The organism is Okeania sp. KiyG1 (assembly GCF_014132355.1).
Classification (GTDB): Bacteria; Cyanobacteriota; Cyanobacteriia; order Cyanobacteriales; family Microcoleaceae; genus Okeania.
Genome location: NZ_BLZO01000011.1, coordinates 138,640 through 163,314, shown reverse-complemented (window position 1 = coordinate 163,314; position 24,675 = coordinate 138,640). Strand labels below are relative to the sequence as shown.

The 24,675-nt window shown below is 36.7% G+C and carries 19 protein-coding genes and 1 pseudogene; 9 read left to right on the top strand and 11 right to left on the bottom strand.

The genetic code is table 11. The annotated features are described in order from the left end of the window. A partial coding sequence (locus SAGCYANO_RS01365; RefSeq protein ID WP_202218440.1) for an FprA family A-type flavoprotein occupies positions 1 to 553 on the bottom strand: 553 nt, incomplete at its 3' end. A 534-nt stretch (positions 554 to 1,087) separates the two neighbouring features. Here SAGCYANO_RS01365 and SAGCYANO_RS01360 point away from each other — a divergent pair. Beyond that, the gene (locus SAGCYANO_RS01360) at positions 1,088 to 1,747 is read left to right on the top strand and encodes a hypothetical protein (RefSeq protein WP_202218439.1); all 660 of its coding nucleotides are present in this window, start codon (positions 1,088 to 1,090) and stop codon (positions 1,745 to 1,747) included. Positions 1,748 to 2,163: 416 nt separating this feature from the next. Beyond that, a pseudogene (locus tag SAGCYANO_RS01355) lies at positions 2,164 to 2,310 on the top strand (RNA methyltransferase); the annotation flags it as partial. A gap of 49 nt (positions 2,311 to 2,359) precedes the next feature. Here SAGCYANO_RS01355 and SAGCYANO_RS01350 read toward each other — a convergent pair. Then, positions 2,360 to 2,524: a hypothetical protein gene (locus SAGCYANO_RS01350; RefSeq protein WP_202218438.1), complete on the bottom strand. Its 165-nt coding sequence runs from the start codon at positions 2,522 to 2,524 to the stop codon at positions 2,360 to 2,362. A 199-nt stretch (positions 2,525 to 2,723) separates the two neighbouring features. Further along, positions 2,724 to 3,542: a class I SAM-dependent methyltransferase gene (locus SAGCYANO_RS01345; protein WP_202218437.1), complete on the bottom strand. Its 819-nt coding sequence runs from the start codon at positions 3,540 to 3,542 to the stop codon at positions 2,724 to 2,726. Positions 3,543 to 4,162: 620 nt separating this feature from the next. Here SAGCYANO_RS01345 and SAGCYANO_RS01340 point away from each other — a divergent pair. Both SAGCYANO_RS01340 and SAGCYANO_RS01335 read left to right on the top strand, forming a co-directional pair. Continuing rightward, complete coding sequence (locus SAGCYANO_RS01340; RefSeq protein ID WP_202218436.1) at positions 4,163 to 5,287, top strand: class I SAM-dependent RNA methyltransferase; 1,125 nt, start codon at positions 4,163 to 4,165, stop codon at positions 5,285 to 5,287. Between the two features lie 745 nt (positions 5,288 to 6,032). Next, positions 6,033 to 6,956 (top strand): spermidine synthase, encoded by a 924-nt coding sequence (locus tag SAGCYANO_RS01335; RefSeq protein WP_202218435.1) that lies wholly within the window; start codon positions 6,033 to 6,035, stop codon positions 6,954 to 6,956. Positions 6,957 to 7,124: 168 nt separating this feature from the next. Here the strand turns inward: SAGCYANO_RS01335 and SAGCYANO_RS01330 are convergent, their stop codons facing one another. Then, on the bottom strand, positions 7,125 to 7,493 hold the full coding sequence (locus SAGCYANO_RS01330) for an effector-associated domain EAD1-containing protein (protein ID WP_202218434.1): 369 nt from the start codon (positions 7,491 to 7,493) through the stop codon (positions 7,125 to 7,127). Between the two features lie 192 nt (positions 7,494 to 7,685). On the opposite strand from SAGCYANO_RS01330, the gene SAGCYANO_RS01325 reads away from it, so the two are divergent. After that, entirely contained in the window at positions 7,686 to 8,138 is a 453-nt protein-coding gene (locus tag SAGCYANO_RS01325; protein ID WP_202218433.1) for a hypothetical protein, read from the top strand. A 360-nt stretch (positions 8,139 to 8,498) separates the two neighbouring features. Here SAGCYANO_RS01325 and SAGCYANO_RS01320 read toward each other — a convergent pair whose 3' ends face one another. The 3 genes from SAGCYANO_RS01320 to SAGCYANO_RS01310 form a co-directional block, all read right to left on the bottom strand. Next, positions 8,499 to 8,918, bottom strand: a complete 420-nt coding sequence (locus SAGCYANO_RS01320; protein ID WP_202218432.1) for a peptidylprolyl isomerase — start codon at positions 8,916 to 8,918, stop codon at positions 8,499 to 8,501. A 983-nt stretch (positions 8,919 to 9,901) separates the two neighbouring features. Then, entirely contained in the window at positions 9,902 to 10,897 is a 996-nt protein-coding gene (locus tag SAGCYANO_RS01315) for a zinc-dependent alcohol dehydrogenase family protein (protein ID WP_202218431.1), read from the bottom strand. A 234-nt stretch (positions 10,898 to 11,131) separates the two neighbouring features. Next, a complete protein-coding gene (locus SAGCYANO_RS01310; protein ID WP_202218430.1) occupies positions 11,132 to 15,043 on the bottom strand; it encodes a tetratricopeptide repeat protein in 3,912 nt (1,303 codons plus the stop codon). 102 nt (positions 15,044 to 15,145) lie between these two features. Here SAGCYANO_RS01310 and SAGCYANO_RS01305 point away from each other — a divergent pair, with 102 nt between their 5' ends. Together SAGCYANO_RS01305 and SAGCYANO_RS01300 are read left to right on the top strand one after the other, a co-directional pair. Then, on the top strand, positions 15,146 to 15,634 hold the full coding sequence (locus SAGCYANO_RS01305; RefSeq protein ID WP_202218429.1) for a type II toxin-antitoxin system VapC family toxin: 489 nt from the start codon (positions 15,146 to 15,148) through the stop codon (positions 15,632 to 15,634). Continuing rightward, complete coding sequence (locus SAGCYANO_RS01300; RefSeq protein WP_237395509.1) at positions 15,621 to 15,824, top strand: hypothetical protein; 204 nt, start codon at positions 15,621 to 15,623, stop codon at positions 15,822 to 15,824. Before SAGCYANO_RS01305 ends, SAGCYANO_RS01300 begins: the two co-directional genes overlap by 14 nt. A gap of 53 nt (positions 15,825 to 15,877) precedes the next feature. On the opposite strand, the gene SAGCYANO_RS01295 is transcribed toward SAGCYANO_RS01300, so the two are convergent. Further along, a complete protein-coding gene (locus SAGCYANO_RS01295; protein WP_202218428.1) occupies positions 15,878 to 16,462 on the bottom strand; it encodes a hypothetical protein in 585 nt (194 codons plus the stop codon). 313 nt (positions 16,463 to 16,775) lie between these two features. On the opposite strand from SAGCYANO_RS01295, the gene SAGCYANO_RS01290 reads away from it, so the two are divergent. Then, on the top strand, positions 16,776 to 17,630 hold the full coding sequence (locus tag SAGCYANO_RS01290) for a hypothetical protein (RefSeq protein ID WP_202218427.1): 855 nt from the start codon (positions 16,776 to 16,778) through the stop codon (positions 17,628 to 17,630). 302 nt (positions 17,631 to 17,932) lie between these two features. Here SAGCYANO_RS01290 and SAGCYANO_RS01285 read toward each other — a convergent pair whose 3' ends face one another. From SAGCYANO_RS01285 to SAGCYANO_RS01275, 3 genes are all read right to left on the bottom strand, one after another. Continuing rightward, the gene (locus tag SAGCYANO_RS01285) at positions 17,933 to 19,231 is read right to left on the bottom strand and encodes a dihydrolipoamide acetyltransferase family protein (RefSeq protein WP_202218426.1); all 1,299 of its coding nucleotides are present in this window, start codon (positions 19,229 to 19,231) and stop codon (positions 17,933 to 17,935) included. A 615-nt stretch (positions 19,232 to 19,846) separates the two neighbouring features. Further along, positions 19,847 to 20,296 carry a YlqD family protein gene (locus SAGCYANO_RS01280; protein ID WP_202218425.1) on the bottom strand — a complete coding sequence of 150 codons (450 nt, stop codon included), beginning with the start codon at positions 20,294 to 20,296 and terminating at the stop codon, positions 19,847 to 19,849. 254 nt (positions 20,297 to 20,550) lie between these two features. Then, complete coding sequence (locus tag SAGCYANO_RS01275; protein ID WP_375339854.1) at positions 20,551 to 22,479, bottom strand: AMP-binding protein; 1,929 nt, start codon at positions 22,477 to 22,479, stop codon at positions 20,551 to 20,553. Positions 22,480 to 23,049: 570 nt separating this feature from the next. Here SAGCYANO_RS01275 and SAGCYANO_RS01270 point away from each other — a divergent pair. Next, the gene (locus SAGCYANO_RS01270; RefSeq protein WP_202218423.1) at positions 23,050 to 24,477 is read left to right on the top strand and encodes a GUN4 domain-containing protein; all 1,428 of its coding nucleotides are present in this window, start codon (positions 23,050 to 23,052) and stop codon (positions 24,475 to 24,477) included. The last annotated feature ends 198 nt before the right edge of the window (positions 24,478 to 24,675 follow it).

Sequence of the window (24,675 nt, the reverse complement as noted above, 5' to 3'; positions counted from 1 at the left end):
AATAGTGCATCCCAAAAGCATCACAGGTGAATAGAGTTTGGGTTTTGCTGTCGTAGGTAAAAATAGTATCTGGCCAATGCAGATTTGGAGCAGAAACGAATTCTAAAACGTGACCGTTGCCTAAATCTAATTGGTCTCCATTTTTGACAATTTGTTTATTAAATGGTATATGAACTAAATTTTCTAAAAATTGGATTGCTACTTTTGCCCCAACAACTGTAACTTGGGGAGCTAGTTCGATAATGTCTTTGGCTAAACCACTATGGTCTGGTTCGGTATGACTAATAATTAGATAATCAATTTCTGTCGGTTTAATTAGACCCCAGAGGATGTCTAAATATAACTGACGAAATTTTGCATGGGATGTATCAACCAGAGCATTTTTTTCTCCTCGAATAATAAAGGAGTTATATGTGGTACCATTCTGTAGACCAAATTCTATATCAAAGCGATCGCGGTCCCAATCAAGGGAGCGAATGGCCGTGGTATCAGGAGCAATTTTACTTGTCTCTGTTGTTAGTCTATTTTTTACTTGGTCTGTTACTGCTACCATAAGAGACCTCTCTCTAATTTTTTTTAATTTGATTTTTAACAAGCTCTCAACTAACAGTTTTCGGCTTTTTCTACGGAGTTATCCGTCAACAGCTTTGAGGTTTGTACCTTAAATATCCAAAAATTTTATACCTCGGAACTATTTTAGGGTTTTTATCCCTAATAGGTAGTAAGTTGGACAGTTAAGAAGAAGTTTAAATCTCCCCATACACAATTTTTTGGGATTTATCGCAGTGGAAGGGAAAGAGAGGACATATCAAAAGTGGAAAACTCAGACAACGCCAGATGTTTCCTTCTGTCTCCCCCTTTCAAAGGGGGTAGGGGGATGGCTTTTGCCTCCTGCCTTCTGCCTCCTGCCTTCTGCCTTCTGCTATAAGTCAACTTAGGCTGATAGCTTATTACTGAAAGCTGAGAGCTTTATAATATCTTTACACAATTTAACTATAAGTTTTTTATAGAAAATTTTATTAGAAAGTTAAGAATATCAAATAAGGCTTTACTTATTTTCACTTTTGCGAGATATTTTTATCAAATTATGGTAAGGTTATGGGGTTTTGCTACTATCCAATGGCACAAAGGAGAGACAATGAAACACCGATTAACCACCGTGGGAGTTGTTACAACTACTTTAGTGCTGGGAAGTGCGATTCTGCCAATATCGGCACAGGCGCAGCTTTGTTATGGGTATGGCTCTGAGAAAGCAAATTATGAAACGGCCAACTTTAATATTAATATTTGCGAAACTCAAAAGGGTGAATATATATTCATTAGTCAACCTAAGAATGGAACTGAGCAAGATTGGCTGATTGTTGGTAATGCCACAAAAAGAGGTAGTTCTTGGGAAGCTTATGACCCGGTACGAGGAATTGAATATATTATTGGCCCAGACCAATATCGTGTAGATTCGACAACAGAGAATGGCCTCACAGAGCCTGTAATTAGTTACCAGGCCAAAGCAAGGGCTAAATTAAGAACTTGTTATATTCTCAGGCCAAATGGATTATATATTTTTGAGTCACGCAATTCAGCGAGTCGTAGAATTGGAGTGGTAGAAAATGGTCAGAGAATAGAGGTTATGGGAAATGAAGAAATTGGTAGTGGCACTCAAAGATTTATAGAAGTGACAAGTCCATATCAAGGATATCTAGTTTCTAGAGATAGTAATGGAAGCTATATCTCAGATTGTTCTCCTTAAATTAAGTCAAAATTCAAAAGTCAAAAGTCAAAAGTTAGAAGTTAGAAGTTAGAAGTTAGAAATTATATAGAATCTGGTTATATACAGCGCTCCCCGTTGTTATGAGGTACAGTCCGAAGCGGGCAAGATGCCCGCACTACAATACTTTCATCATTTACCAAAAAATGAAGTCCACGCGCCTCCTCTTTTAAGGGGATGAAAAAATATTCACTTCAGTATTTCAATCCCAATGCTTTAGTGGTCGGTACTGATAACTGATAACTGATAACTGATAACTGAAATGACCCTGTACCTCGTTTGCCCGAAATATGCTGTATTATGTGTTGATAATTTCTTAAATTACTTCAATTTCTCCCACTCCCCACTCCCCCACTCCCCCACTCCCCACTCCCCTACTCCCCTACTCCCCTACTCTAATGAATCAATACTATGCCAAGGTTGCTAAAGGGTTAGAAACTATTGCTGCCCAAGAATTAGAAAGTTTAGGAGCTAAAAATGTCTCTCCAGAATTTACTGGGGTAAGTTTTACAGGGGATAAGACTTTACTTTATCGAGTTAATCTTTTAAAGTAAACTTTCAACTCTCAAGATTTAGCTTTCAGCAAGCTGATAATTAGGGTGTTTTGAAAAATTCTTTTGGCAAGGGTAAAAAAAAAGGTTGATTTAATTTTTCTGTTAGTTTTATCATGTCACTATCAAGGGTTAATAACTTAAATTTTTCTCTTTGACCTATTTGATTAGCATTAGCAGTAACTATTCCATTAGCTTCAGCAGACAAATATTTGCCATGAGCAGATAAAAAGCTACATAATTCTCAGATAGTTTTTCTATTTTAAACTTTTTCCAAGAGCTAAATTTGGATTTATTTAGAACTAAATTATTGTTATGTTCAGCACATAAAGAATATCCATCGTTCGTTGTCAAAAAAAACTCTGATTTACTATTTTCCCCAGGAATCTCAACAGCTTTTAATTTAATCAAAGGATTAAAATTTTTCCATGTACAACTACTTTAGTATCTTTGACAGATACATAGAAATTTTCAAAAGTTGCAATTAAAAACATTCTAATTTTCTTGTTACTAAATAGAGTTTTATTTTCAATATCATTATTTTGACGACGTATTATGCACTTAGGTTTATCTACAATAATCTGAAGCTGGCGTTCTGAACAAAAACACTTCACTGCTCTCTGAACTCCTGGCCAAAATGGGTCAAAATCATCTCCTATTAATACTCCTTCTTCAGTTAGCAAATCCCAATATTTGACAAAATCTGAATAAACATTTTCAAAATCATGACCTGCATCTATATGGATAATATCCCCTTTAATTCCAAGATTTTTTAACATTATGGCAGCATTGACACTGGTTTGTGGTATTGGAATAATATTTTTTTCTAATCCTTTCCACATCACATTTGCTAAAAATTGGTAGTATAGTTGAGGGTATCCAAACTTGAGCTGAAGAGATTGTTGAAAATTTTTCGGGTGTTTTGGTTTCCAATGTTCCGGACTACCCAAAAAAGTATCTATGGCAATTACTATTACTTCAGGATTAATTTTTTTAGCTATCTCTGCCATGTGAATTGTGGATTGTCCTTTCCATACTCCAACTTCAATAATCACTTTAGGTTTGACTTCAGATATAATTTCAGCAAACACTTTATGTCTACCATTCCAACCTTGCAAATCTTCTGGGTATTGTTGAAAATCAAAACCATTGTAAGGGTTTTCTGGAAATATTTGAGAAATTAGGTGACTATAGTTAGCTGAATTTTTAGTTGGGTTTGGTTTCATATTTTTTATTTTTTATAGTTAGGGTTTGCTGAAAAAGTCTTATGGGTAAGGGTAGGATACAGGAGGCAACCCACCCCTAACCCCTCCCAACCCACCCTAACCCCTCCCTGGAGGAGGGGGAGACAGGAGACAGGAGAAATGGGAATTATAGAGGAGGTAGGAGCAAGAATTGTAAGAATGATTTTTCTGCCCAAATCTTGACCAAAATCCGCTCATTTTTGAACTATTACCACTTAAAACCTCGCACTTTTTGATACTTAAAAAGGCTAAAAGCTTTATATATAAATACTTTTAGGTTTAATCAGCAAGCCCTAGTTATGATTAAAGAGTTAAATAAATAGTTTTTGATTGATTTTATAAAGTACAAAAATTAGGAAGTTGTTAAATTATAACACTTAAGCGATTAATCAATTAGTGAAATAATTGCTTCATCCAATTTGGGTACATCTCAATTTTTAAGAAAGCTAAAAATTTATCCTTTCTAGGAAAATAGAAAGTAGGAACTGGGAATAGAAAAAAAGTATTTTTGCGAATATTTGAGATGAACTATCCAATTTTTCCAACTCTACCATCAAATCCTGTTATTGTAGGCTAAATACCAAAATTATTATTTCTAGGCAATGAATCAATACTATGCAAAAGTTGCTAAAGGTTTAGAAGCTATTGCTGCCCAAGAATTAAAAAGTTTAGGAGCGGAAAACATCTGTCCAGAATTTACTGGGGTAAGTTTTACAGGGGATAAGACTTTACTTTATCGGGTTAATATCTGGGCAAGAACTATTTTTAGAGTTTTAGTTCCTATTGCGGAAGTTCGATGTGTTAACCGAGAAGTACTTTATAAAGAGGTAAAAAAAATTCCTTGGCAGCGATATTTATCTCCTAAAAATACATTAGCAATTAATTGTACGGGAACTAATGAAAAACTAAAACATACTCATTATACGGCTCTGCAAATTAAAGATGCTATTACCGAGCAACAAATAGAAAAGTTTCGCTACAGGTCAAATATTGATACTAAAAATCCTGATATATTGATTAGTGCTCATATTCAAAATAATAGTTGTATCCTCAGTTTAGATAGTTCTGGTAGTAGTTTACATCAGCGTGGCTATCGTCTAGCAATGGGGTTTGCTCCTCTGAAAGAAACTTTAGCAGCAGCCATTTTAGAAATGGCAGAATATTCTCCAGATATACCTTTTTTAGACCCTTTATGTGGTTCTGGAACTTTACCTTTAGAGGCAAGTTTAAAAGCATTAAATATTGCACCGGGATTGTTGAGAAATCAATTTTCTTTGATGAACTGGCGTGATTTTGACAAGTCTCTTTGGCAAGATTTATTAACAGAGGCTAGAAATAGTCAATTAACAGAATTAAAATCAATAATTGTCGGTAGTGATCGAAATTCTGAAGTGCTTTTTCAAGCTCGAACTAATGCTGAAAGATGTGGGGTAGGAAATCAAATTAAGTTTATTAAAACAGATTTATCTAAATTAAAACCTCCCGCAGATAAAGGGATTATTATTTGTAATCCTCCTTATGGCGAACGTTTAGGAGAAGTTGAAGAATTGGGCGAACTTTATAAAATGTTGGGGGATATTTTTAAACAACGTTTTACTGGATGGACGGCATTTATTTTGACAGGAAATAAACAATTATCTAAACAAGTAGGATTAAGAACTTCTCGGAGAATTCCTGTTTATAATGGAGCCATTCCTTGTACTTTATTGAAATATGAATTGTATTAAGTAAATTAGGAGTCAGGAGTCATTTCAGTTATCAGTTATCAGTTATCAGTTATCAGTACCTCTAGTTAAAGTATTGGGATTGAAATATTGAACTTTATTTTTTTTCATCCCCTTGAAAGGGGAGGCTATTGACCTTATTTTTTGGTCAGGAGTTAGGAATTTCTAATATTAAAAAAGGTTGAGTAAACTCAATGCACGACTTTTGAGAAATGATATAGCAAATTCCTGGTATCAGAAGTACAGAGATTAACAATTGAATTTTTGTAGTGTGGGTATCTTGTCCGCGATGAGTATACTTTACTAAAGTGGAATCTCCTGTATTATATTAAATCTGTTTAATTAGGTATAAAAATATTGGGTAGTCCTGCATAGTAATGGTATATCCCACGTTCCGCACGTCAAGAGCGTAACATCAAAAGTAGCATAAAAAATAGTAGTTTGATAAGTATTTATACTGTAAAAATTATCTTCATTGAGCTTTCTCAGAAGTCAAATTCTCAGGAAAATATTAACCATAAATACTCAAAACACACCAGACAATTAGTCGGTATCATTCCCTACTGACTACTGACTACTGACTATTGACTACTCACCTTTTATAGTACATTTTGATTTTGTCGTGGGGAATGTAGGGTATATAGCAAATGCATAGTAATGGTATATAGCAAAAAGGAATACCTGGCACGGGAGCAAGATGCTCCCACTGTTTTCGTAACAAATATAATGACAATGCAGGATTATTACAATGAATAATCAAAAATATTGGCAAACGAAAAATTTAGAAGCAATTCAGCAAAGAATTTCTTGGCTGCACGAACAACCAGATGGAATAATTTTTTCTCAACCTTCTGGCATACACTTTTTAACTATAAAAATCCAATTCATCATTCAATTGGTATTAGTGGAGCAAGTAACTTTAAAAATGAATTGGGTTCAATCTATACTTAATTTGAATAATCCAATATATTTAATTTTTCCTTATACTCAAGCAATGATGTTAGCTTTAGTCTGGAATAGTCAACCACAAAAAATTTATATAGCAGGTTTTGGAGGGGGAAGTATTCCTCAAGCTTTTCACCATTATTTTCCAGATACAATAATTGAATGTGCAGAGGTTGATGCGAGTATATTGTCAATAGCTCAGAAATTTTTTGGGGTAGAATTAAATGACAGATTAAAGGTGAAAATTCAGGATGGTAGGGAATATTTAGAGCAACAAACTCAGGAGAATCTGTATGATATTATCATGATTGATGTAGCTTTTGGTAATGGTTATATGTCTTATAATTTAGCTACTAAAGAATTTTATGAGTTGTGCGATCGCCATCTATCAAAATCCGGGGTTATAGTCGTAAATACATTAAATAGTAATGACTTTGAAGCAGAGTATATCAAAACTATTAAAACAGTCTTTCCTTATATTTATATCTGTCATACTAGCGGCAAAAATACAATTATTATTGGTACTCGCAGTTATCCTATAAATAAAGCAGAAATTAGAGAAAAAGCTAAACTTCTTCAAGATTATCATCAATTTTCTTTTCCCTTAGTTGACAGAGCAAATGAAATAAAAATGATTGATGAATTATCAAATTTAAACTTAGACCAAGTTTCAATTCTCCAGGATACTGCTTCACCTGCTAATTATTTTGACTCTTGGTTATTTTAAGGAAGAAGGGCAGTTTTAAACTTGGGGGGAGCAGCCTGATCGTTACACTTCAAAAAACCAACATCTAACAAGTTTGCTTCTGGCCTGAACAAACCTTCAAGTTGGCGATCGCTCTCTAATTCTGACCAGTTAATGGGAGAACCAAAGTTGCCATAATTTCTACTATAACTAGGTTGAATTATATATAAATTTATTAAGTCTAAGTAATTTTTGATTATCCGGAACATCTAGAAGTTTTGCTTGAATGGGGATATTTATTGGTTCTGTTTGTTGAATAAATTGCTGCTTACAATTAAGCAATTCTTGATTATTAGGAACATTTATAAGTGCTGCTTCAATAAGTTCTAATATTTTATTTTGTGGCTCAAGCTGAGTAATCAAATTACTCACAATTTGATTATAATTTCCCCCACCAACAATATTGTCAAGAGACACTTCCATTTCCTCTAGAAGCATCATTTTAAAATCTCCTTCAAAAGGAAAAGCACTTTGTATAGCTTCCCGCAATTGCTTATGTTGTTTACCTGTTAGTTTCATAAGTATTTTTGTCTCAGATTAACTTGACTTTGACTTTATTTTTAAGTAAAAAATTAAGTAAGTGGCTATGAAAAATTCTCAGTATGCTTCAATAGGAGGTACTGATAATTGATAACTGAAATGACCTACTGAGAATATTAATAGTTTTACTTATAAAAATACACTTTTAATTCTATTTTTTAATTTATATCTATGGAATGTCCTATTAATTTAGATTGTTCTTTGCTCAGTGATGAAGTTAAGTGTGAAAACTTAGGTTATTGTCGGGATTTAGCTGAACCCATACCTTTACCCGGCCAATATATGGAGATTAATTTGGTAAGTCGTGATGGAAGTATCGAAAGATTTTCTTATTTAATGGTTCTTTTTCTGGGTCATCATATCCTGCGAGGAGATACGAATAAAGAGTTAGAAGAATGTGGGTGGTCTCCAGCATCTTATTCTGAATATTTAGATAGGCATATAGATCGTCGAAAATCTACTTTTATTACTAACTCTTTTCAAAAGTACGGAGACCTTGATACTCTTTATTTTTCCGTTGATGCTCCTATAGATTCTAGGAAAAATTGTCTTGAAGTTATCAAAGATATACCATCATTAGGTTGGTATAAAGCAGTTCCTTTGTGGCAAAGGAAATTTTACTAAATATAAAGTAAGCATTCAGCTCTTCGGTGCGGAATGCTACGCAAACAGCTTTTTTTATAAATTAAGCCAACAAATGAGTTAATAACTAATAACTAAAAGCTGATAAATGACTACTTTTACTTTTTTGACTTTGGAGTGTCATTTCAGTTATCAGTCTAGCTGTTTGCGCAGCATGACAAAGGTCAAGCAAGAGGCTTGACATAAGGAATATTCTTTTTTTATCCCCTTAAAAGGAGAGGCTTTAAATCACTATTTTTCGGTAATAATAAACCGGGTTTATGGGAGGTAGATATTAGTATTTGAGGTATTTAATAAACCCGGTTTGCTCTGCTTTTACCTTTTTTTACTACTCCGAAAAAATTACTTCTCTATCTTCACAGAAAGAATTTTATCTCCCTGACGAATAGCATTTACAACTTCCATATTCTCTGTTTTCCCAAAAGTTGTATGAACACCATCTAAATGAGGTTGGGGAGAGTGACAAATAAAGAATTGACTACCACCTGTATCGCGACCAGCATGAGCCATTGATAAAGTTCCGGCCAAATGTTTATTATTATTAATTTCACATTTAATTTTATAACCAGGGCCACCTGTTCCTGTACCTTGAGGACAACCACCTTGAATCATAAAATTAGGAATAACACGATGAAAATTTAAGCCATCATAAAATCCTTTCTCACTTAGTTCGACAAAATTTTTCACAGTATTTGGGGCATCATTATCAAATAATTCTAGATTAATGGTTCCCTTCTCAGTTTCCATGATAGCTCGTGTCATGTTTGGAATTTCTCCTCAAGTTAATTTGTGACATTATACGCTATTTAGCAACAATATTTTTCTAATCTAGCGACGTTTAAAAAAGTAGCAAGTAAGAAGGAAGAAGAAAGAAGGAAAAAGGAAGAAGGAAGAAGGTTGATATTTCGTTGTTTGAGATATTCCATAAATTCTAATAGTAATGGCAGTTGCTATAATTTATAAACTCTGAATTGACTTATAAATTAGTTAATGATGGAGAATTATGCAAATATGCTATGGATAAAGTTAAAATTATTTTGCTGTGCTATTATAAAAAACAATCAGATAAATTAGTATTGGTTATATTTAGCTATTTTTTGAGTCAGCCTTAACTATTGACCAGAAAATTAGGTTTCAAGCCTCCCTTTTCAAGGGGATAAAGAAAAGAAAATTCCGTATTTTCAAGCTTCCCTACACCAGAAAGTACTGTTAACTGATAACGCAGTTCCTCCGATAGGAGGCTAACTGATAACTAATAACTGAAATTACGAAAAAATTAAGGTATAGAGCCTCTCCATTCATCGAGAAAAAAGAAAAAAATTTCTTTTAACCCAATCCTCTTCTTTTCAAGGAGAGGTAATTCTAAATTCGCGCATTCTAAATTCTAAATTCTTGAAACCTTTCAATTTCCAATAAAACTTGCCATTTAATAATTAAAATTATTCTCAATCAAATCAAAAATAACTCTAAAACTTAGATAATATTCAGACAGTTTTAGTAGCAGATATTTTGTCTTTGTTTATCTTAAATTTAATATCAAGTCTCATGAATTAGACGTAAATATTAATTTTCTGATCACAGGACTTACGCAAAATATCAAATAATACACAATCTGTAGGGGCGAATGGCATTCGCCCTCGCTATATGTAGAGTCTATGCGTAAGTTCTGTTATCAATTAATTATACTTGAGAATCTATCAAATTTCCCCCTACTCCCTACTCCCTACTCCCTACTCCCTATTAAATTAAATAGTCAAAACAATCTTACCAAGCATCGACCCTGCTTCCAACATTCGATGTGCTTCTATTGCATCATCTAAAGCAAATGTTTTATTCACATGAATCTTTAATTTTCCTTGGTCAAATAACCGCCCACATTGTTGCAAAATATTAGCTTGGTCTACTTGAGCTTCCATCAAACCTTTCATCATTGGAGTTAACATTAATTCCAACCCTATTCGCAGATTTCTTTGCCTCGCAACTTTCAAATTTCCTAAGTTAGTATCTGGTTCTAAAATTGTTACTAAATCGCCATAAATTTTCACTGCTGGAATAGTATCATAAAAAACCTTTCCACCAATAGTATCAAAAGCTAAATCTACCCCTTCTCCATTCGTCCAATCTAACACCGCCTGCACAAAATCTGTATTCTTAAAAATCGCTAAATCTGCACCTAAACTTTTGACAAAATTTGCTTTTTCTTCTGAACTAATAGTACTAGCAACCTCAGTTTCTTGTAACTTTGCCAACTGTATCGCCACATGACCAACCCCACCAGCACCACCATGAATTAACACTTTTCTGCCAGCTTCTAATTTTCCTCTGTCATACAAAGATTCCCAAGCAGTAATTAAAACCAAAGGTGCAGCAGCAGCTTCAACAAAGGTTAAAGAAGTAGGTTTTTTTGCCACAAATCTTTCATCAACAACAGTCAATTCAGCATAATTTCCAGGAGTTGCTCCGATGCCACTATGACAAAAATAAACCTCATCTCCCACTTTAAAATTTTCAACATTTTTACCAACTTCTGCTATAATACCTGCACCATCACATCCTAAAATAGCAGGTTTTTGGTCTGGGAAAAAAGTGCCACGAGTGCGTAATTTTGTATCAATAGGATTTACTCCAGCAGCTTTTAAACGCACTAATATTTCTCGGTCATTTTCAATTACAGGGTCTGCAACTTGTTGTACTTGTAAAACTTCCGGTGCCCCTGGTGATGTCATTACAACTGCTTTCATAGTTGATTTTCCGCTGATGTTAACTCTGTTGGTAAAAACATTAAGTTTACATTAATTTTTATATTTTGTCTATAGGGGACAGGGAGTCATTTCAGTTATCAGTTATCAGTTATCAGTTATCAGTCCTACTTCTGACTTCTAACTTCTGACTTCAATTAACGCTCCTACTCCTGACTCCTGACTCTTGTAAGGGCGAATGCCATTCGCCCCTACTACCTGACTTCTAACCGAAGTTTAAAATGCACTCCCGTCACCAATTAAAATCAAAGGCGACCAATAAAACGGATGAATATTATCCCTAACATAACCTAACTTTGCCTGCCGCAACGCCTCAACCTTCGTCATTCCTTCCTTCACATTCTCATAAAAATTCACCATAATATCCTTCGTTATCCCATCCTCCGCATTCCATAAACTAGCAATAACTGCATCAGCACCCGCACGCTCAAATAAATAGGCAACTCCCGCTATTTCTTCACCGTTGGAGTCTGCTTTCATGGCAGTTTGGCAAGCACTCAACACAATTAAGTCTGTATTTTCCAATCCTAAAAGTGCAGCATCGGCAATATTAAAAGTTTCTCTGTTGGCAAACAGAATAGTATTTTCCTCTAAACCGACACCAGGGCAACCTTCTTTTTGAAAGCAACCGTGAGTAGCGAGGTGCACTAAGGGAAAACCCGAAGATTCTGTTTTGAAACTGGCGAGGGTTGCCTTTTCCTGAATTAAGTGTTTGCCTGATAACTTTTCTACGATACTTTTGGCTTCTATTTCTGCTCCAGGGAGGTCTATCTTTGTAGGAGTGGGATTGCCAAATGCTAATACTGTGGGCGAATTGGTGGTTTTGGAATGCTGTTTTCTGGTGGCGGAGATGCGGGTGAGGTTGTGGATAGGGTATTTGGCAATTAGGTATTGGTCAGTTTCTTTGTCGTAGAGGGTTTCAAAGGGAATATAGCGGAGTTTTCCCGTGGCAATAATGGCGAGTTGTTTGGGAGAATAAGCTGTTATTTCTGTTTCCATGGGACGAATGAGATAGTCGTAGAGTTTTTCTTGGTTAAGGTCGTAGTCATCAGCGTTGGGGTTTTCTAGTTGGGCGCGATATTCGGTGAGAAGGCGATCGAATTCTTTGGCATCGATGGGTACTTTTTTGACTATGGTGGGTTTGTCTCTGGTGACAAGGAATATGGCTATGCTATCGGGAATACCTGCAACGCCAGTTAAAATAGCAGGTTGAATAACAACGGTATCCGGTGGAATATTGGCTTTGAGTTTGTCGATGTCTTCGGGTTTGAATTCAAAAAGCTCGGCAACTTCTGGATATTTATTGGTAATGTTGGCAGCGAGTTGGTTAGTTTCTACTTGTAACTGGTTGAGTTGTTGGGAAAGTTGGGTACTTGATACATTATATATCTCTAGAGAAGATTTTGAAAGAAGTTGATTTTTTTCTGGTTGTCGTCGGTTGAGTGGTTGGGGAAGTGGGAGACTCCATTTACCTTCTGCTCTGCCATAAAGAATTTGTAAGGTTTGATAGTTTTGATTCCATCGATCGATGAGTTTTTGTACTTCTTGGTCTTTTACTTTAGCATCAATAAGGCGAGTGTAGTCAGCAAGTTCAAATGTGGTAGCAAGGCTATACCATTTCAATGCTTCATCAGGTTGATTTTCGTCAATGAGGAGATTGATAAGGGCGATCGCTAGACCTTGCTTATTTTCAATAAAAGCTTTCCGGTGTTGTTTTTTTAGGTCTGCTCGTATTTCTAGGATTATTGTTAATGACTCTTGGAAAGATTCTATGGCTTTCTTTGGTTGTTTAGTATTTCGGTAAACAAGACCAATTTGACTGCGAGTAGCAGCTTCCTCTAAGCGATCGCCTACTTCTTGACTAATGAGTAAAGCTTGCTGGTGGTATTCTAATGCTTTTTCAAATCTACCCATTTCCCTGTAAACTCCACCAATGTTATTGAGAGTAACAGTTTGCTTCCGGATGTCACCTACTTCTTGACTAATGAATAAAGCTTGCTGGTGGTATTCTAATGCTTTTTCAAATTTACCCATTTCCCTGTAAACTCCACCAATGTTATTAAGATCATTAGCTTCTTCTTTGCGATCGCCTACTTCCTGCCAGATGGGTAATGCTTGCTCAAAATATTTTAACGCCTCTTCCGGTTTACTCATTATAGCGTAAACCCAACCTATATTATTGATAGTATTGGCTTCTCCTTTGCGATCGCCTACTTCCTGCCTGATGGATAAAGCTTGCTCAAAATATTTTAATGCCTCTTCAAATTTACTCATTTTACCATAAGCTAAACCAATGGTATTGATAATATTAGCTTTTCCTTGGTGACCGCTTAATTCTTTATGTAACGATAAAGCTTGCTCTAGGTATTCTAATGCTTTTTCTGGTTTATTTAGACCAATTAGGTAAGTCATACCAATGCTATGAATAGTGTTAGCTTCTCGACTTCGATCGCCTAATTCCTGATATAAAGATAAAGCTTGATTTAGGTATTCTAATGCTTTTTCAGGTTTATTTAGGCCAATTAGGTAGGTTGCACCAATGCTATGAATAATATCAGCCTGCTTAAGGCGATTGCCTAATTTCCGCGAGACGAGTAATGCTTGCTCAAAATATTTTAATGCCTCTTGAGGTTTATTTATAGTGAGATAAACTCCACCGATATCATCTAGAAGATTAGCTTCCTCAGAACGACCGCCAATTTCCTGCCAGATAGCTAATGCTTCGTGTAGATACTTTAGTGCTTCTTTAAATTTATTTCTGTTGAAATAGAATACACCTATATCATAGAGATCATTCGCTTCTCCAGAGTGATCGTCAATTTCCCGCCTAATAGATAAAGCTCGATCATAGTTTTTTAAAGCCTCTTGCAATTCATCAATACTGTTGTAAACATTAGCGATATTATTGACAGTATCAGCTTCCTTAGAGCGATCGCCAATTTCCTGCCAGATGGATAAAGCTTGTTGGTAAGATTTTAATGCTTCTTGAGGTTGATTGAGAGACAAGTAAATTCTACCAATGTCATTGAGAATATCAGCTTGCTCTGAAGCAATGTCATTGAGAATATCAGCTTGCTCTAAGCGATCGCCCATTTCCCGCCAGATGGATAAAGCTTGCTGGTAATATTTTAATTCTTCTTGTGGTTGATTGAGAAAGAAGTAAACTGCACCAATGGATCTTAGAATATTAGCTTCTCCAAAGGGATATTTCAATTCCCGCCAGATGGATAAAACTTGCTGGTAATATTTTAATACTTCTCCGGGTTGATTGAGAAAGAAGTAAACTGCACCAATCATTTGGAGAGTAATAGCTTCTCTAAAGCGATCGCCCAATTCCCTATAAATTATCAAAGCTTGGTTATATAAGTCTAATGCTTCTTGTGTTTTTCTAACATTACTGTAAACTTCACCAATACCTCTTAGAGTATCAGCTTCCCCAGAGCGATCACCCAATTCCCTATCAATTGTCAAAGCTTGGTTATATAAGTCTAATGCTTCTTGGTTTTTGCCAAAATTACTGTAAACTCCACCAATACCTCTTAGAGCATTAGCTTCCCCAGAGCGATCGCTAAATTCTCTATAAATTATCAAAGCTTGGTTATAGAAGTTTAATGCTTCTTCTGGCTTATCTATTGCAAGTATTAAACCAAGAAGATGGCTTGCATCTGCCTCTTTTGCCTTTTTTTCTTGGTCTGGGAATGTTTTAGCCCAAGTTAATGCCCGTTGAAATCTTTCTATGGTCTCCAGAGATTTACCTTCATTAGCTTGTAGCAGTTTCGTCAATATCAGCTTTTGTCTTGGAGAGAGAAATTGGTCGTATTGTCTTAGCGCTTCTTCTACCTTGCCCATGGTAATATAATTCTTAACTAGACCAAAATGTGCATATGCCTCTTTTTCTTGGTTTTGGATTTCTTTAGCAATAGCTAATGCCTTTTGAAATGTTTTTATCGCCTCCAGAGATTTCCCATCATTAGTCTGTTCCCATCCTTTTTTAAGCAGTTGATCTAACTTTTCTGCCTGAGATTCAGAAGTTTGGGCGTAACTCCGTTGTGGTAATAGTGGCAGTATTAGGGCAGTTGTAGTCAGGGTTGTTATTCCGATTAAAGAAGTAATAATAATTCGTTTCATTGTCTTATTTTCCTGAAATAAATAATCGAATAAAATATAATTGTGTTAACCTAATAAGCAAATTTGAGCAAAGTAAATTTGAACAAAAATAAATAAATAGCCATGAGTAAAACTTTATATTTGGAAACAAGTGTTATTGGCTATTTGACCGCCAGACCAAGCCAAAATCTAATTGTTGCTGCTAATATGACAGTAACCAGAGAATGGTGGGACAATTGCCGAAGCAATTTTGAAATATACGTCTCTGAGACAGTATTCAATGAGATAGCAAAAGGCGATCCAGAAATGGCTCAAAAGAGAATAGAGGTTATTACAGACCTTCCCTTTCTCTTGGATAATGAAGCTGTCACAGACTTGACTCAACAGTTTCTCCAAAAAACGAATCTTCCCCCTAAAGCTAGTGATGATGCTTTGCATATTGCCCTAGCAACTGTTTATAATTTAGACTATGTTTTAACATGGAATTGTCGCCATATTGCTAACCCTGAAATCCAGAGAAAATTATCTGAAATTAGCACTAACTTTGGCTATGAATTACCAATACTTTGTACACCCTATCAATTAGCAAGAAAAAACTATGATGTTACCTGATGAAATTTTAGAAGAAATTTACCAAATTCGAGAAGAACACGCCAAAGCTTTTAACTACGATCCGGAATTAATATTAGCTGATTGTTTGGAGAGACAAAAGCAATTTGAGAAAGAATGGAAAGGGAAAATCAAATTCATTAAAACTCCTTTGAAAAAAAGAAAAATATCAAATCCTTCTGTCAATTCCTAGGAAAAAAATTAACGTTGTTGGGTTGGGAGATACGCTTAACCCAACCTACAAAGTTATTCTTCTCTTGAGTGAGAAGTAGCAGTAATAATTACAATTTGTTGCTCCGGTTGAAACTCAATTTCACTGACAATATAACGACTCTTAATAATATTCCTCATGGTTCTAGGTATACCTTTTCTATCATCTACTCCCACCAAAGCTTCAGGTTTAATCTTAGCAATACCTTTCTCTGTATTCTCCCATTCCAACCCATCCATTTGTACCTGAAAACGTCGGGGTTTACCCTTCATCTCCACCTCATTCCCACGAATAACAATATATCCAGTAGAAGTTGGCCACCAAATATCCCCATCAAACTCAATCCGGGTAATATTAGCGATCGCTTCTTTGCCATTACTTCCATCTCTTGTAATAGTCAGGTGTTGGGAGTTTATTTCTGTCAATTTACCAGATCTACTGTCGCCATCTTTTAGTATCACTCTTGCCTTAACAGGTAATGACATGGGAATAGGTTGTGGTTGTGATTGGGCTTGAGCTTCTACAATAGGGTTAGAATTGCTAATAGCTTGTTTCATGTCTCCTATCACTACTGTAAGACAGGCCACTAGAAAAATAATTATGATTTTAGTTATCTTCATTGTGGATATCAGATAGAAATATTGTCTACTATTATTTCTTCACTAGAAGAGTTAATTTTTCTGAAAATAGCCTCTACTAATATCATTTATCAGTTGTCAGAAGTAAGATTTTATGGACTGAAAACTTTAATACTATTAGGACTTACCCATAGTATAATCCCCCCAAACCCCCCTTAGAAAGGGGAGCTTAGAAATAATGACTCCACTTAGAAAGGGGGGCTTAGGAATAATGACTCCCCTTAGAAAAGCTAGGAATAATTGCTATATTTATAGATAAAATAATTGGCTCCAGTCAAATCATAACTTATACAAAATGTTGGGAAGAATTGCGGGTTTATTAAGTTTATTAGGAATTGGTTTATATTTTACAGGTTGGATTTATCGTTGGGCTTATTTTGCTTATTTTCAACTGGAAGTAACTACTCTAGATTTACCTTTTGAATCATTTTTCATTGTGCCAATACAGGTATTTTTCGGCAACATATCTAGTGGAGATTTTTCAACTTTTTTTCGTACTATAGTAATAGCGATCGCTTCTTTTATTATTGTTCCAAATATTTTCCATCTGATTAAAATTTTCACCCAAAAATTAGATAAAATTCTCAATGAATTGCGTTTAAAATTATTGAAATGGAGCTTAAAAACTAAACACCCAAAAATACCACAGAATATTCAATCATTTCTTTATTTTCAACAAATTAACTATCAGAAATATGACAAAGTTTTAATTAATGAAATTGTCATAGTCGCCTGGTTATTAACAGCCTTATTTTTCCTTGGTCAAAGTCAGGGAAAAATTGATGCTATTCGAGACTCACGCAACGAAACATCATTTCTTCCAGTAGTGACTTTAATAACACCAGAAAATCGACTATCATTGGGCAGAAAAGTTGACGATATTGGAGACGATCCTAATGTTAGCAGTTTTCGTGTTATTGGAGATTTAGAATTATATAAAGAGTTACTACAAGGGGATTTTAATAACAAAACTGACCCTAATTATCCGCAAGTTGTGTGGCGACTACTAATCGATAGAGATAGTCAATATTATATATTCCCTTCTTTGTCAAAAAATGACCAAGCAAATGCTCATCCTCCCGTTGTCGTTATTCAGCAGAGCGATCGCGGGGAATATATCGTTATTCTCAGTCCCGAAGCACCACCCTAAGTGTGAGTGTGGGGAGTGTGGGAGTGAGGGAGTGGGGGAGAAACCGAAATATATCGTTGGAAATATTGGAGATGGGGTATTGATAATTTCAGTATTTCTTTAGTACTGTGGGTACTGTCAGTCCTTAAATTTTATTATAACTGACCTGTCTGAACATGATATTAAAACAGTAGGGGCGAATGGCATTCGCCCTTACAGAGTTATTGTCACATATCCCCACACTCCCCACACTCCCCCACACACCAATGCTACCAGATTTGATATCAGTAGGGCAAACGGCCGTTTGCCCCTACAATACTCGCCTACATAGTCAAAGACTGGGGGTTAGTTTCAATCAATTTTGCTAAATCTTGCAAGAAAGCAGCAGCGTCAGCACCATAAATAATTCTATGGTCGCAAGTAATATTTACCTGCATTTGTCGCTTAACTCCAATCATCCCATCAGCAGTTGCTACTACCTGGGGTTGAGATGAACCGATCGCCAAAATTGAACCCTGACCAGGTGGCAAAATAGCATCAAACTGATTTACTCCAAACATTCCTAAGTTAGATAGAGTAAACGTACCAGTACTATATTCATCTGGTTGCAACTGCTTTGCCCGCGCCTTTTCTACTAAACCTTTCCAAGTGCGAGATAGAGAATATATATCCATCTTGTCAGCATTTTGCAATACAGGTGTAATCAAACCGCCATCAGGCATTGCCACCGCCACTGCAATATTAATCCCAGAAGGATACTGAATACCCCCTTCCACATAAGCAGCATTTAATAAAGGATGTTGTTGCAAAGTCATTGCTATGGCTTTTGCTAACATCGCAGTCATCGTCACACCCTTAGACTTAATCTGTTTATACAACCCATCTAAATTATCTGTAGCGATCGTGTAACTAACATGGAAAGTCGGCACAGATAAACTTACCATCATATTTCGTACCACTGCATTTTGCAGAGTATTCATCTTCACAACTTGTCCAGGAGTCACCGGAGTCGGAGGTGCAGATGGTGGAGGTGGAGGAGTAGGAATAGATGGTTGAGTAGGAATAACGGGAGTAGCGGTCTTCACAGGTGCAGCCGCCGGAGTGGGAGCACTACCTGTCGCCATTTCTACATCTTCTGCCACAATGCGACCATGAGGCCCAGTACCTTTGAGAGTACTTAAATCTACCTTCAATTTTTTGGCCAACTTCCGGGCACGAGGGGAAGCAATAATCCGTCCATTACGGCGACCGTTGTTCTCTTTTGTTTCTGTGGTGACAGAAGTTGGGGCTGTAGCAACAGCGCTTGCAGAAGTAGAAGCAGCAGGAGCAGTTTCTTGCTTAGTTGTAGCACCTCCTTGCTGTTTAGCTGTTTCAATTTCTGCCTCTGTTTCAGCCAATAAAGCGATCGTAGACCCTACAGCTGCCACATCACCAGCTTCCACAATTATATTGGCCAGATATCCAGAGAAAAAGGATTCCACATCCATATCTGCTTTATCTGATTCAACCACTACTACTGTTTCCCCTTTTTCCACCCAATCACCAGTGGATTTTTGCCAAGAAACAATTTTACCCTCGGTCATAGTGGAACTAAGGGCAGGCATGAATACTTCGTTAATCATGTTAATTTTCCGTTGTTTTTTTGTCGATCGATTATCAGGAAAGGCTGAGGAAAGGAGGGAATTTTGATCAGTTATCAGTTATCAGTTATCAGTTATCAGTTGTCAAAATAATTGGGTTGCGCCACCCCGCCTTTTAAAGCGAAATGTTTTTGCAACCTTACTCAAATCCCCACTTCCCCTCCCCTCCTGGGATGGGTTAGGGGTGGGTTGGGAGGGGTTTAGGAGTGGATTAACTTCTGTACGGGCGAATGGCCATTCGCCCCTACTTACTTCTAACTTCTGACTTCAAACAGTACCTCCAGCTAAAGCCAGAGCCTTGAAATACTGAAGTTTACTTTTAAGGGGAGGCTTGAGACCCTCTTTTTTGGTGAGTCCACTATCTACTACCTAACACCTTACCGAAAAATTGTGGTATAAAGCCTCCCCTTTTAAGGGGATCAAAAGCGGTCGTTTGCGAAGCAGTCCGCAGGATGGGATGGCGAGGTCTCCTCGCCATATCCAATCGACCAAGAGAAGAAAAAATTTCCTTTGAGTCAATCCTATCCGTTTTAAAGGAGAGGTAATTCTAAATTCTAAATTCTAAATTCTAAATTCTTGAAACCTTCTTTTTTCCCTCTAAACCTCACCTCGTACTTCCTCAATTACCCCATCGCGGAGGAGAACTTCTACTTGCATTTTCTTGATCAAATTATCTCCTACATCAGCAGTAAATACACTTTCAATTTGACCTTGACTAACTTCTTGCTCTAACTCCAAAGTTTGTACTTGTTGTAATTGTTGTAAAGCTTGATTTTTCTGCTCTACAAACTCATTTTTCTTTTGGCCGATCTGTGCTTGTATATTATTAATTTGCTGTTGTACTTGAGGGCCTGGAGGTTGTACACTTTGCTTTCTAATTTCAGCAATTGCCTTTTGCCCTTGTATTTCAAGCTGTTGTAGTTGGCTATCTAAATTATTAATTTGGGCTTGTAGTTGTTGTTGGGCTTCTTCTTTCCAGCGTGGGGTAACGATTACTCTAACGTTAATCGCTCGCTTTAAAAGTAATTGTGTTTGAGAATACTCCATAAAAGTTGTTCTTGTCAGTTTATTTTTGTTTGTACATAAAGGCGAGAATATTGATTTTAGACTTTAAGATTGCAGAAAATCTGGATGATACTTAATCCAAAATCTAAAATCCCCATATAGCAGGGAACAGGGAACAGGGAACAGGGAACAGGGAATAGAGAGAAAAACATTTCCCTGTCTGAGGTTCATTATTTGAACTCCCCATTTTATGCCTTGAGAGCTGACCGCTGACCGCTGAGGTGCTGACTGCTATTTCAATCAAACATCTTGTTAATCATATCGCGGTAATGGTCCGTGACAATGGGACGTTTGATCTTCAGGGTTTGGGTTGTCATGCCATTTTCTACTGTAAACGGCTCCAGAATCAAGCGAAAAGGCCCAATGCGGTCATCAGGCCGATATCCGGGGCGATTTTTTACCTCCCGATTCAATTCCTGGCGGAACAATTCTTGAATGGTCTTACTTTCCCAATCAATCTTTGGTTGAGATTCTGAAGGATTAAGTTGAATAGTCCATTGTTCCACTGCTTCAATATTAGGCACAACTAAAGCGCCCAAAAATTTCTGGTCTTGCCCCACTAGCATAATTTGGTCAATATATTGACTGCGGGCACAAGCATCTTCAATGGGCTGAGGTTCAATATTTTCCCCATTAGTTAGAACAATTGTATCTTTTGCCCGACCAGTTAATACCAAATCATTTTCTGGGGTTATCCAACCAATATCGCCAGTATTAAACCAACCTTCGGAGTCAATAACTTTCTCAGTAGCTTCAGGATTTTGATAATAACCAGTCATGATTTGTGGCCCTCGTGCCCAAACTACACCTTTATTACCAACTGTGAGAGTTTTGTTAGTTTCTGGGTCTAATACTTTAATCTCAGTAGCTGGAATAGGTTTACCAGCAGACCCACGGAGATTTTTCCAATAGCGTCGAACAGTCAAAACTGGAGAAGTTTCGGTTAAACCATATCCTACCAATAAGCCTATACCAACTATTTCAAAGAAGTTTTCTAAGTGCATCGCTAGAGAACCACCCCCACTTATGGCAAATTTCAGGCGACCCCCAGTAGCTTGCCGGATTTTTTGATAAATGATTTTTTCTCCCAGACGATGAAGAGGTAATAATACCCAACTTTGTAAAGTAGCCAGCAATTTCTGAGACTGAGATGGTGGGTCAAGTTGCAAAACTAATCCTTGACTAATACGTCTAGCTTCAATGTAACGTTGACTTACGCTTAGGAAAAATTGAGCTAACTTTTGTTTATTAGCTGGTTGTTCTCTGAGTTGTTTTTGTACCCCTTCATAAATTAATTCCCAAACTCTGGGCACACTGGTGACATAGTGGGGTTTATATTCTTGGAAGTCTTTTTTCAGAGAACGTTTATTGGTATAAACTTGGGTACAACCTTGGGAGAGGAAAAAATATTCTCCTGTTTTGCCAAAAGTATGCCAAGTTGGTAGGATATTTAGGGTGTATTCTCCTGGATTGGGTTGAATAAGTGCCCCGAGAACATTAATTTGATAGAGCAAGTTGCCATGAGTCAGCATTACACCTTTGGGTTTGCCAGTTGTGCCAGAGGTGTAGAGCAAAGTAGCAAGAGTTTCCAGGTTTTGCTTAGTGGGTTTGAGGGGGCGGTCTTCTCCTGTAGCAATGACTTGAGAAAATTTAACTACAGGTAGACTTTCTTCAGGGTTTGGGTCTTCTTCAGACAGCAGAATAATTAAATGTATGGGTAAGTCTTGCAGGCGATCGCTCAATTTTTTCAACAAGGCCAAATTTTCCACGACCAAACTCACACTGCCACTATGTTGAAGAATATAAGCCAATTCTTCGATATCTGCAGTCCCACTTCTGACCACATCTGCTCCCCCTGCAACAATAATACCTTGGTCGGCAATCATCCACCGAGGGCTATTCTCAGCAAATAAGGCCACTCTCGGAGGTATTGATGCTTCATTTTCTGTAGGGACAACCCCCAATGATTGTAAACCAGCAGCAAATTTTTGAATCTGTTCATTTAGTTCTGCATAGGTAAATTTGACTTCTGGTTTGGCATGGGGGTCATGGAGGGCGATGGTCTGATGATAATGTTTGGCAGCCAGTGGCCATATTTCTGAGAGAGATTGAACTGAGTTGTAGAGAGTGACTTGTTGGAGATTGGCACGTTCGCGATCGCTCATTTGCCAAGAGTCGGGAGATTGTATATATATGGTCATTATCTGCTTCCTAAAACTATTGATTATAAATCTAGTATCTGAGAATTTTGGGCAATTTTACTAATTTTAGGGACAGTTTACCAACTTACCCCTGTATTGATTTTCTCTTATCTTGGCAGAGTATGAGGCTTTTAGAATTCAGAATTTAGAATTCAGAATTTAGAATTCAGAATTTAGAATTCAGAAGTTAGAATTCAGAGGTTAGGAGATATTAATTCTTTTGATATATTGATATGTATATTTTCTTAATTATCAAAATTCCCGATTTTAATATTGTTAAGTTAACGAAAGTTAGCCTATAGAAACTGTTGTAAAAGATTAACAGGACTTACGCAGATTCATCTTGAAAACGCCATATTTAGGGGCGAATGGCATTGGCTAGCGCCAAGCTCCGCTTTATATGTTGCGGAGCAAAATGCCCTCACTTTATTTAGTATCCGTGCATAAGTTCTGTTAATAAAACTGTTATCTAAAACCAGAAACAATAGCTGATAGCTGATAGCTGACAGCTGAATGCTTACAAACTTAAAAATAATGACTAACAGAATACTTAGGCATCGTTATCAAATTATCTCTGAGTTAGGAAAGGGTAGTTTTGGAACTACTTATTTAGCTACCGATCTAGAGCATCCTAATCATCCTCAATGTGTTGTTAAACAACTAACTCCTTCAGACCAGCGACCGAAAGTTTTTCAAGTGGCTAAAAAATTATTTGAAAAAGAAGCAAAAGCCTTACAAAACCTGGGTAAACATAATCAAATACCTACATTTTTTAACTATTTTGAAGAGGGAGGGCAATTTTATTTAGTACAAGAATTTATTGAAGGAAATGACTTAGCCAAAGAGATTTATTTTCAAGGAAGATTTACAGAAAATGAGACCGTTAAACTATTAATTGAAATCTTAGAGGTTTTAAAATATGTACATCAGCAAAACGTAATTCATCGTGACTTAAAACTACAAAATATTATGCGGAGAAAATCTGATGGCAAAATTGTATTAATAGATTTTGGGGCAGTGAAAGAAATTAAAGTATTAACAGTGACAAGTGGGGGTCATGCAACTACAACAATAGCAGTGGGAACTACTGGATATATGCCTAGCGAACAAGCAGCAGGTAAACCTAAATTTTGTAGCGATATTTATGCTGTGGGAACGATCGGTATTGAAGTATTAACTGGAATGCGGGTAAATCAGTTTCCTGAAAACCCATCCACTGGTGAAATTATCTGGAAAGAACGAGTTAATGTGAGTGATGATTTAGGTCGAATTCTAGATAAAATGGTTGCCGAATATTGGAAAAATCGTTATCAAACTGTTGATGAAGTGATCGGCGAATTAAGGAATATTGGTAAACCCCCAATTTCTAATAAACGTTCTAATAAACGTTTGGGAATTGCTGCTGGTATTGCTGCTTTGGTTAGTGTTACTTTGGTTGGTTTTGCTTTGGGTGTTGTTGCTTCTCTATCCTCAAAAGGAGTCATAGAAGCGGGACAGGGGAAAGATGTGGAGGTAATGTACAATCGTTTGGATGCTTTGGCAGAAGCAGGACAATGGCGCAAAGCAGATCGACAGAATTGGCAATTAATTAACCAAATTGGCGATCGAGATGGGGATTACTCTTACATATCGAAGTCAGAAGCAGAGCAATTTTCTTGCCCAGATTTGCAGCGAATTAATCAAATTTGGACACAAAGATCGAAGGGAAAATTTGGCTACACTGCTCAACTTCAAGTAATTGATGAGAATGAGGATACCCTGGCAGCTTTTCGAGAGGATATTCGTGCTTGGCGACGGTTTGCGATCGCCGTAGGATGGAAAGCTGGAACAGATAAGGATGACGATGGTTACTTCTTGAAGAACGACCTTAAGTTTACAATGGATGCTCCAAAGGGACATCTCAGTAGCAACGGTGAAAATTTTGCCTTAATTCTCACTCGTGCTGCCCAGTGTCAATTATGACAAAAGGAGGTTTAAAGACTTTTTTCAGTTCTTTTTTTATACATATATTCTTCTTTCTTCTTCTTTCTTCCCCTCCCCTCCACGGTCGGGGTTAGGGGTGGGTTAGGAGGGGAGGGGCGAGGGGTGGGTTAACTCCTAAGTAATTAAGATTAATATCATGCACTAATTTACCAACGCCAATTTTTATTATTTTGATTT

What these genes read in the sequence shown, in the direction of transcription:
- SAGCYANO_RS01340 (WP_202218436.1), top strand. Translation starts at nt 4,163, where the DNA reads ATGAATCAATACTATGCAAAAGTTGCTAAAGGTTTAGAAGCTATTGCT.
- SAGCYANO_RS01280 (WP_202218425.1), bottom strand. Translation starts at nt 20,296, where the DNA reads ATGGAGTATTCTCAAACACAATTACTTTTAAAGCGAGCGATTAACGTT.
- SAGCYANO_RS01320 (WP_202218432.1), bottom strand. Translation starts at nt 8,918, where the DNA reads ATGACACGAGCTATCATGGAAACTGAGAAGGGAACCATTAATCTAGAA.
- SAGCYANO_RS01330 (WP_202218434.1), bottom strand. Translation starts at nt 7,493, where the DNA reads ATGAAACTAACAGGTAAACAACATAAGCAATTGCGGGAAGCTATACAA.
- SAGCYANO_RS01310 (WP_202218430.1), bottom strand. Translation starts at nt 15,043, where the DNA reads ATGAAACGAATTATTATTACTTCTTTAATCGGAATAACAACCCTGACT.
- SAGCYANO_RS01270 (WP_202218423.1), top strand. Translation starts at nt 23,050, where the DNA reads ATGACTAACAGAATACTTAGGCATCGTTATCAAATTATCTCTGAGTTA.
- SAGCYANO_RS01315 (WP_202218431.1), bottom strand. Translation starts at nt 10,897, where the DNA reads ATGAAAGCAGTTGTAATGACATCACCAGGGGCACCGGAAGTTTTACAA.
- SAGCYANO_RS01305 (WP_202218429.1), top strand. Translation starts at nt 15,146, where the DNA reads ATGAGTAAAACTTTATATTTGGAAACAAGTGTTATTGGCTATTTGACC.
- SAGCYANO_RS01275 (WP_375339854.1), bottom strand. Translation starts at nt 22,479, where the DNA reads ATGAGCGATCGCGAACGTGCCAATCTCCAACAAGTCACTCTCTACAAC.
- SAGCYANO_RS01285 (WP_202218426.1), bottom strand. Translation starts at nt 19,231, where the DNA reads ATGATTAACGAAGTATTCATGCCTGCCCTTAGTTCCACTATGACCGAG.
- SAGCYANO_RS01300 (WP_237395509.1), top strand. Translation starts at nt 15,621, where the DNA reads ATGATGTTACCTGATGAAATTTTAGAAGAAATTTACCAAATTCGAGAA.
- SAGCYANO_RS01325 (WP_202218433.1), top strand. Translation starts at nt 7,686, where the DNA reads ATGGAATGTCCTATTAATTTAGATTGTTCTTTGCTCAGTGATGAAGTT.
- SAGCYANO_RS01360 (WP_202218439.1), top strand. Translation starts at nt 1,088, where the DNA reads ATGGTAAGGTTATGGGGTTTTGCTACTATCCAATGGCACAAAGGAGAG.
- SAGCYANO_RS01295 (WP_202218428.1), bottom strand. Translation starts at nt 16,462, where the DNA reads ATGAAGATAACTAAAATCATAATTATTTTTCTAGTGGCCTGTCTTACA.
- SAGCYANO_RS01335 (WP_202218435.1), top strand. Translation starts at nt 6,033, where the DNA reads ATGAATAATCAAAAATATTGGCAAACGAAAAATTTAGAAGCAATTCAG.
- SAGCYANO_RS01290 (WP_202218427.1), top strand. Translation starts at nt 16,776, where the DNA reads ATGTTGGGAAGAATTGCGGGTTTATTAAGTTTATTAGGAATTGGTTTA.
- SAGCYANO_RS01345 (WP_202218437.1), bottom strand. Translation starts at nt 3,542, where the DNA reads ATGAAACCAAACCCAACTAAAAATTCAGCTAACTATAGTCACCTAATT.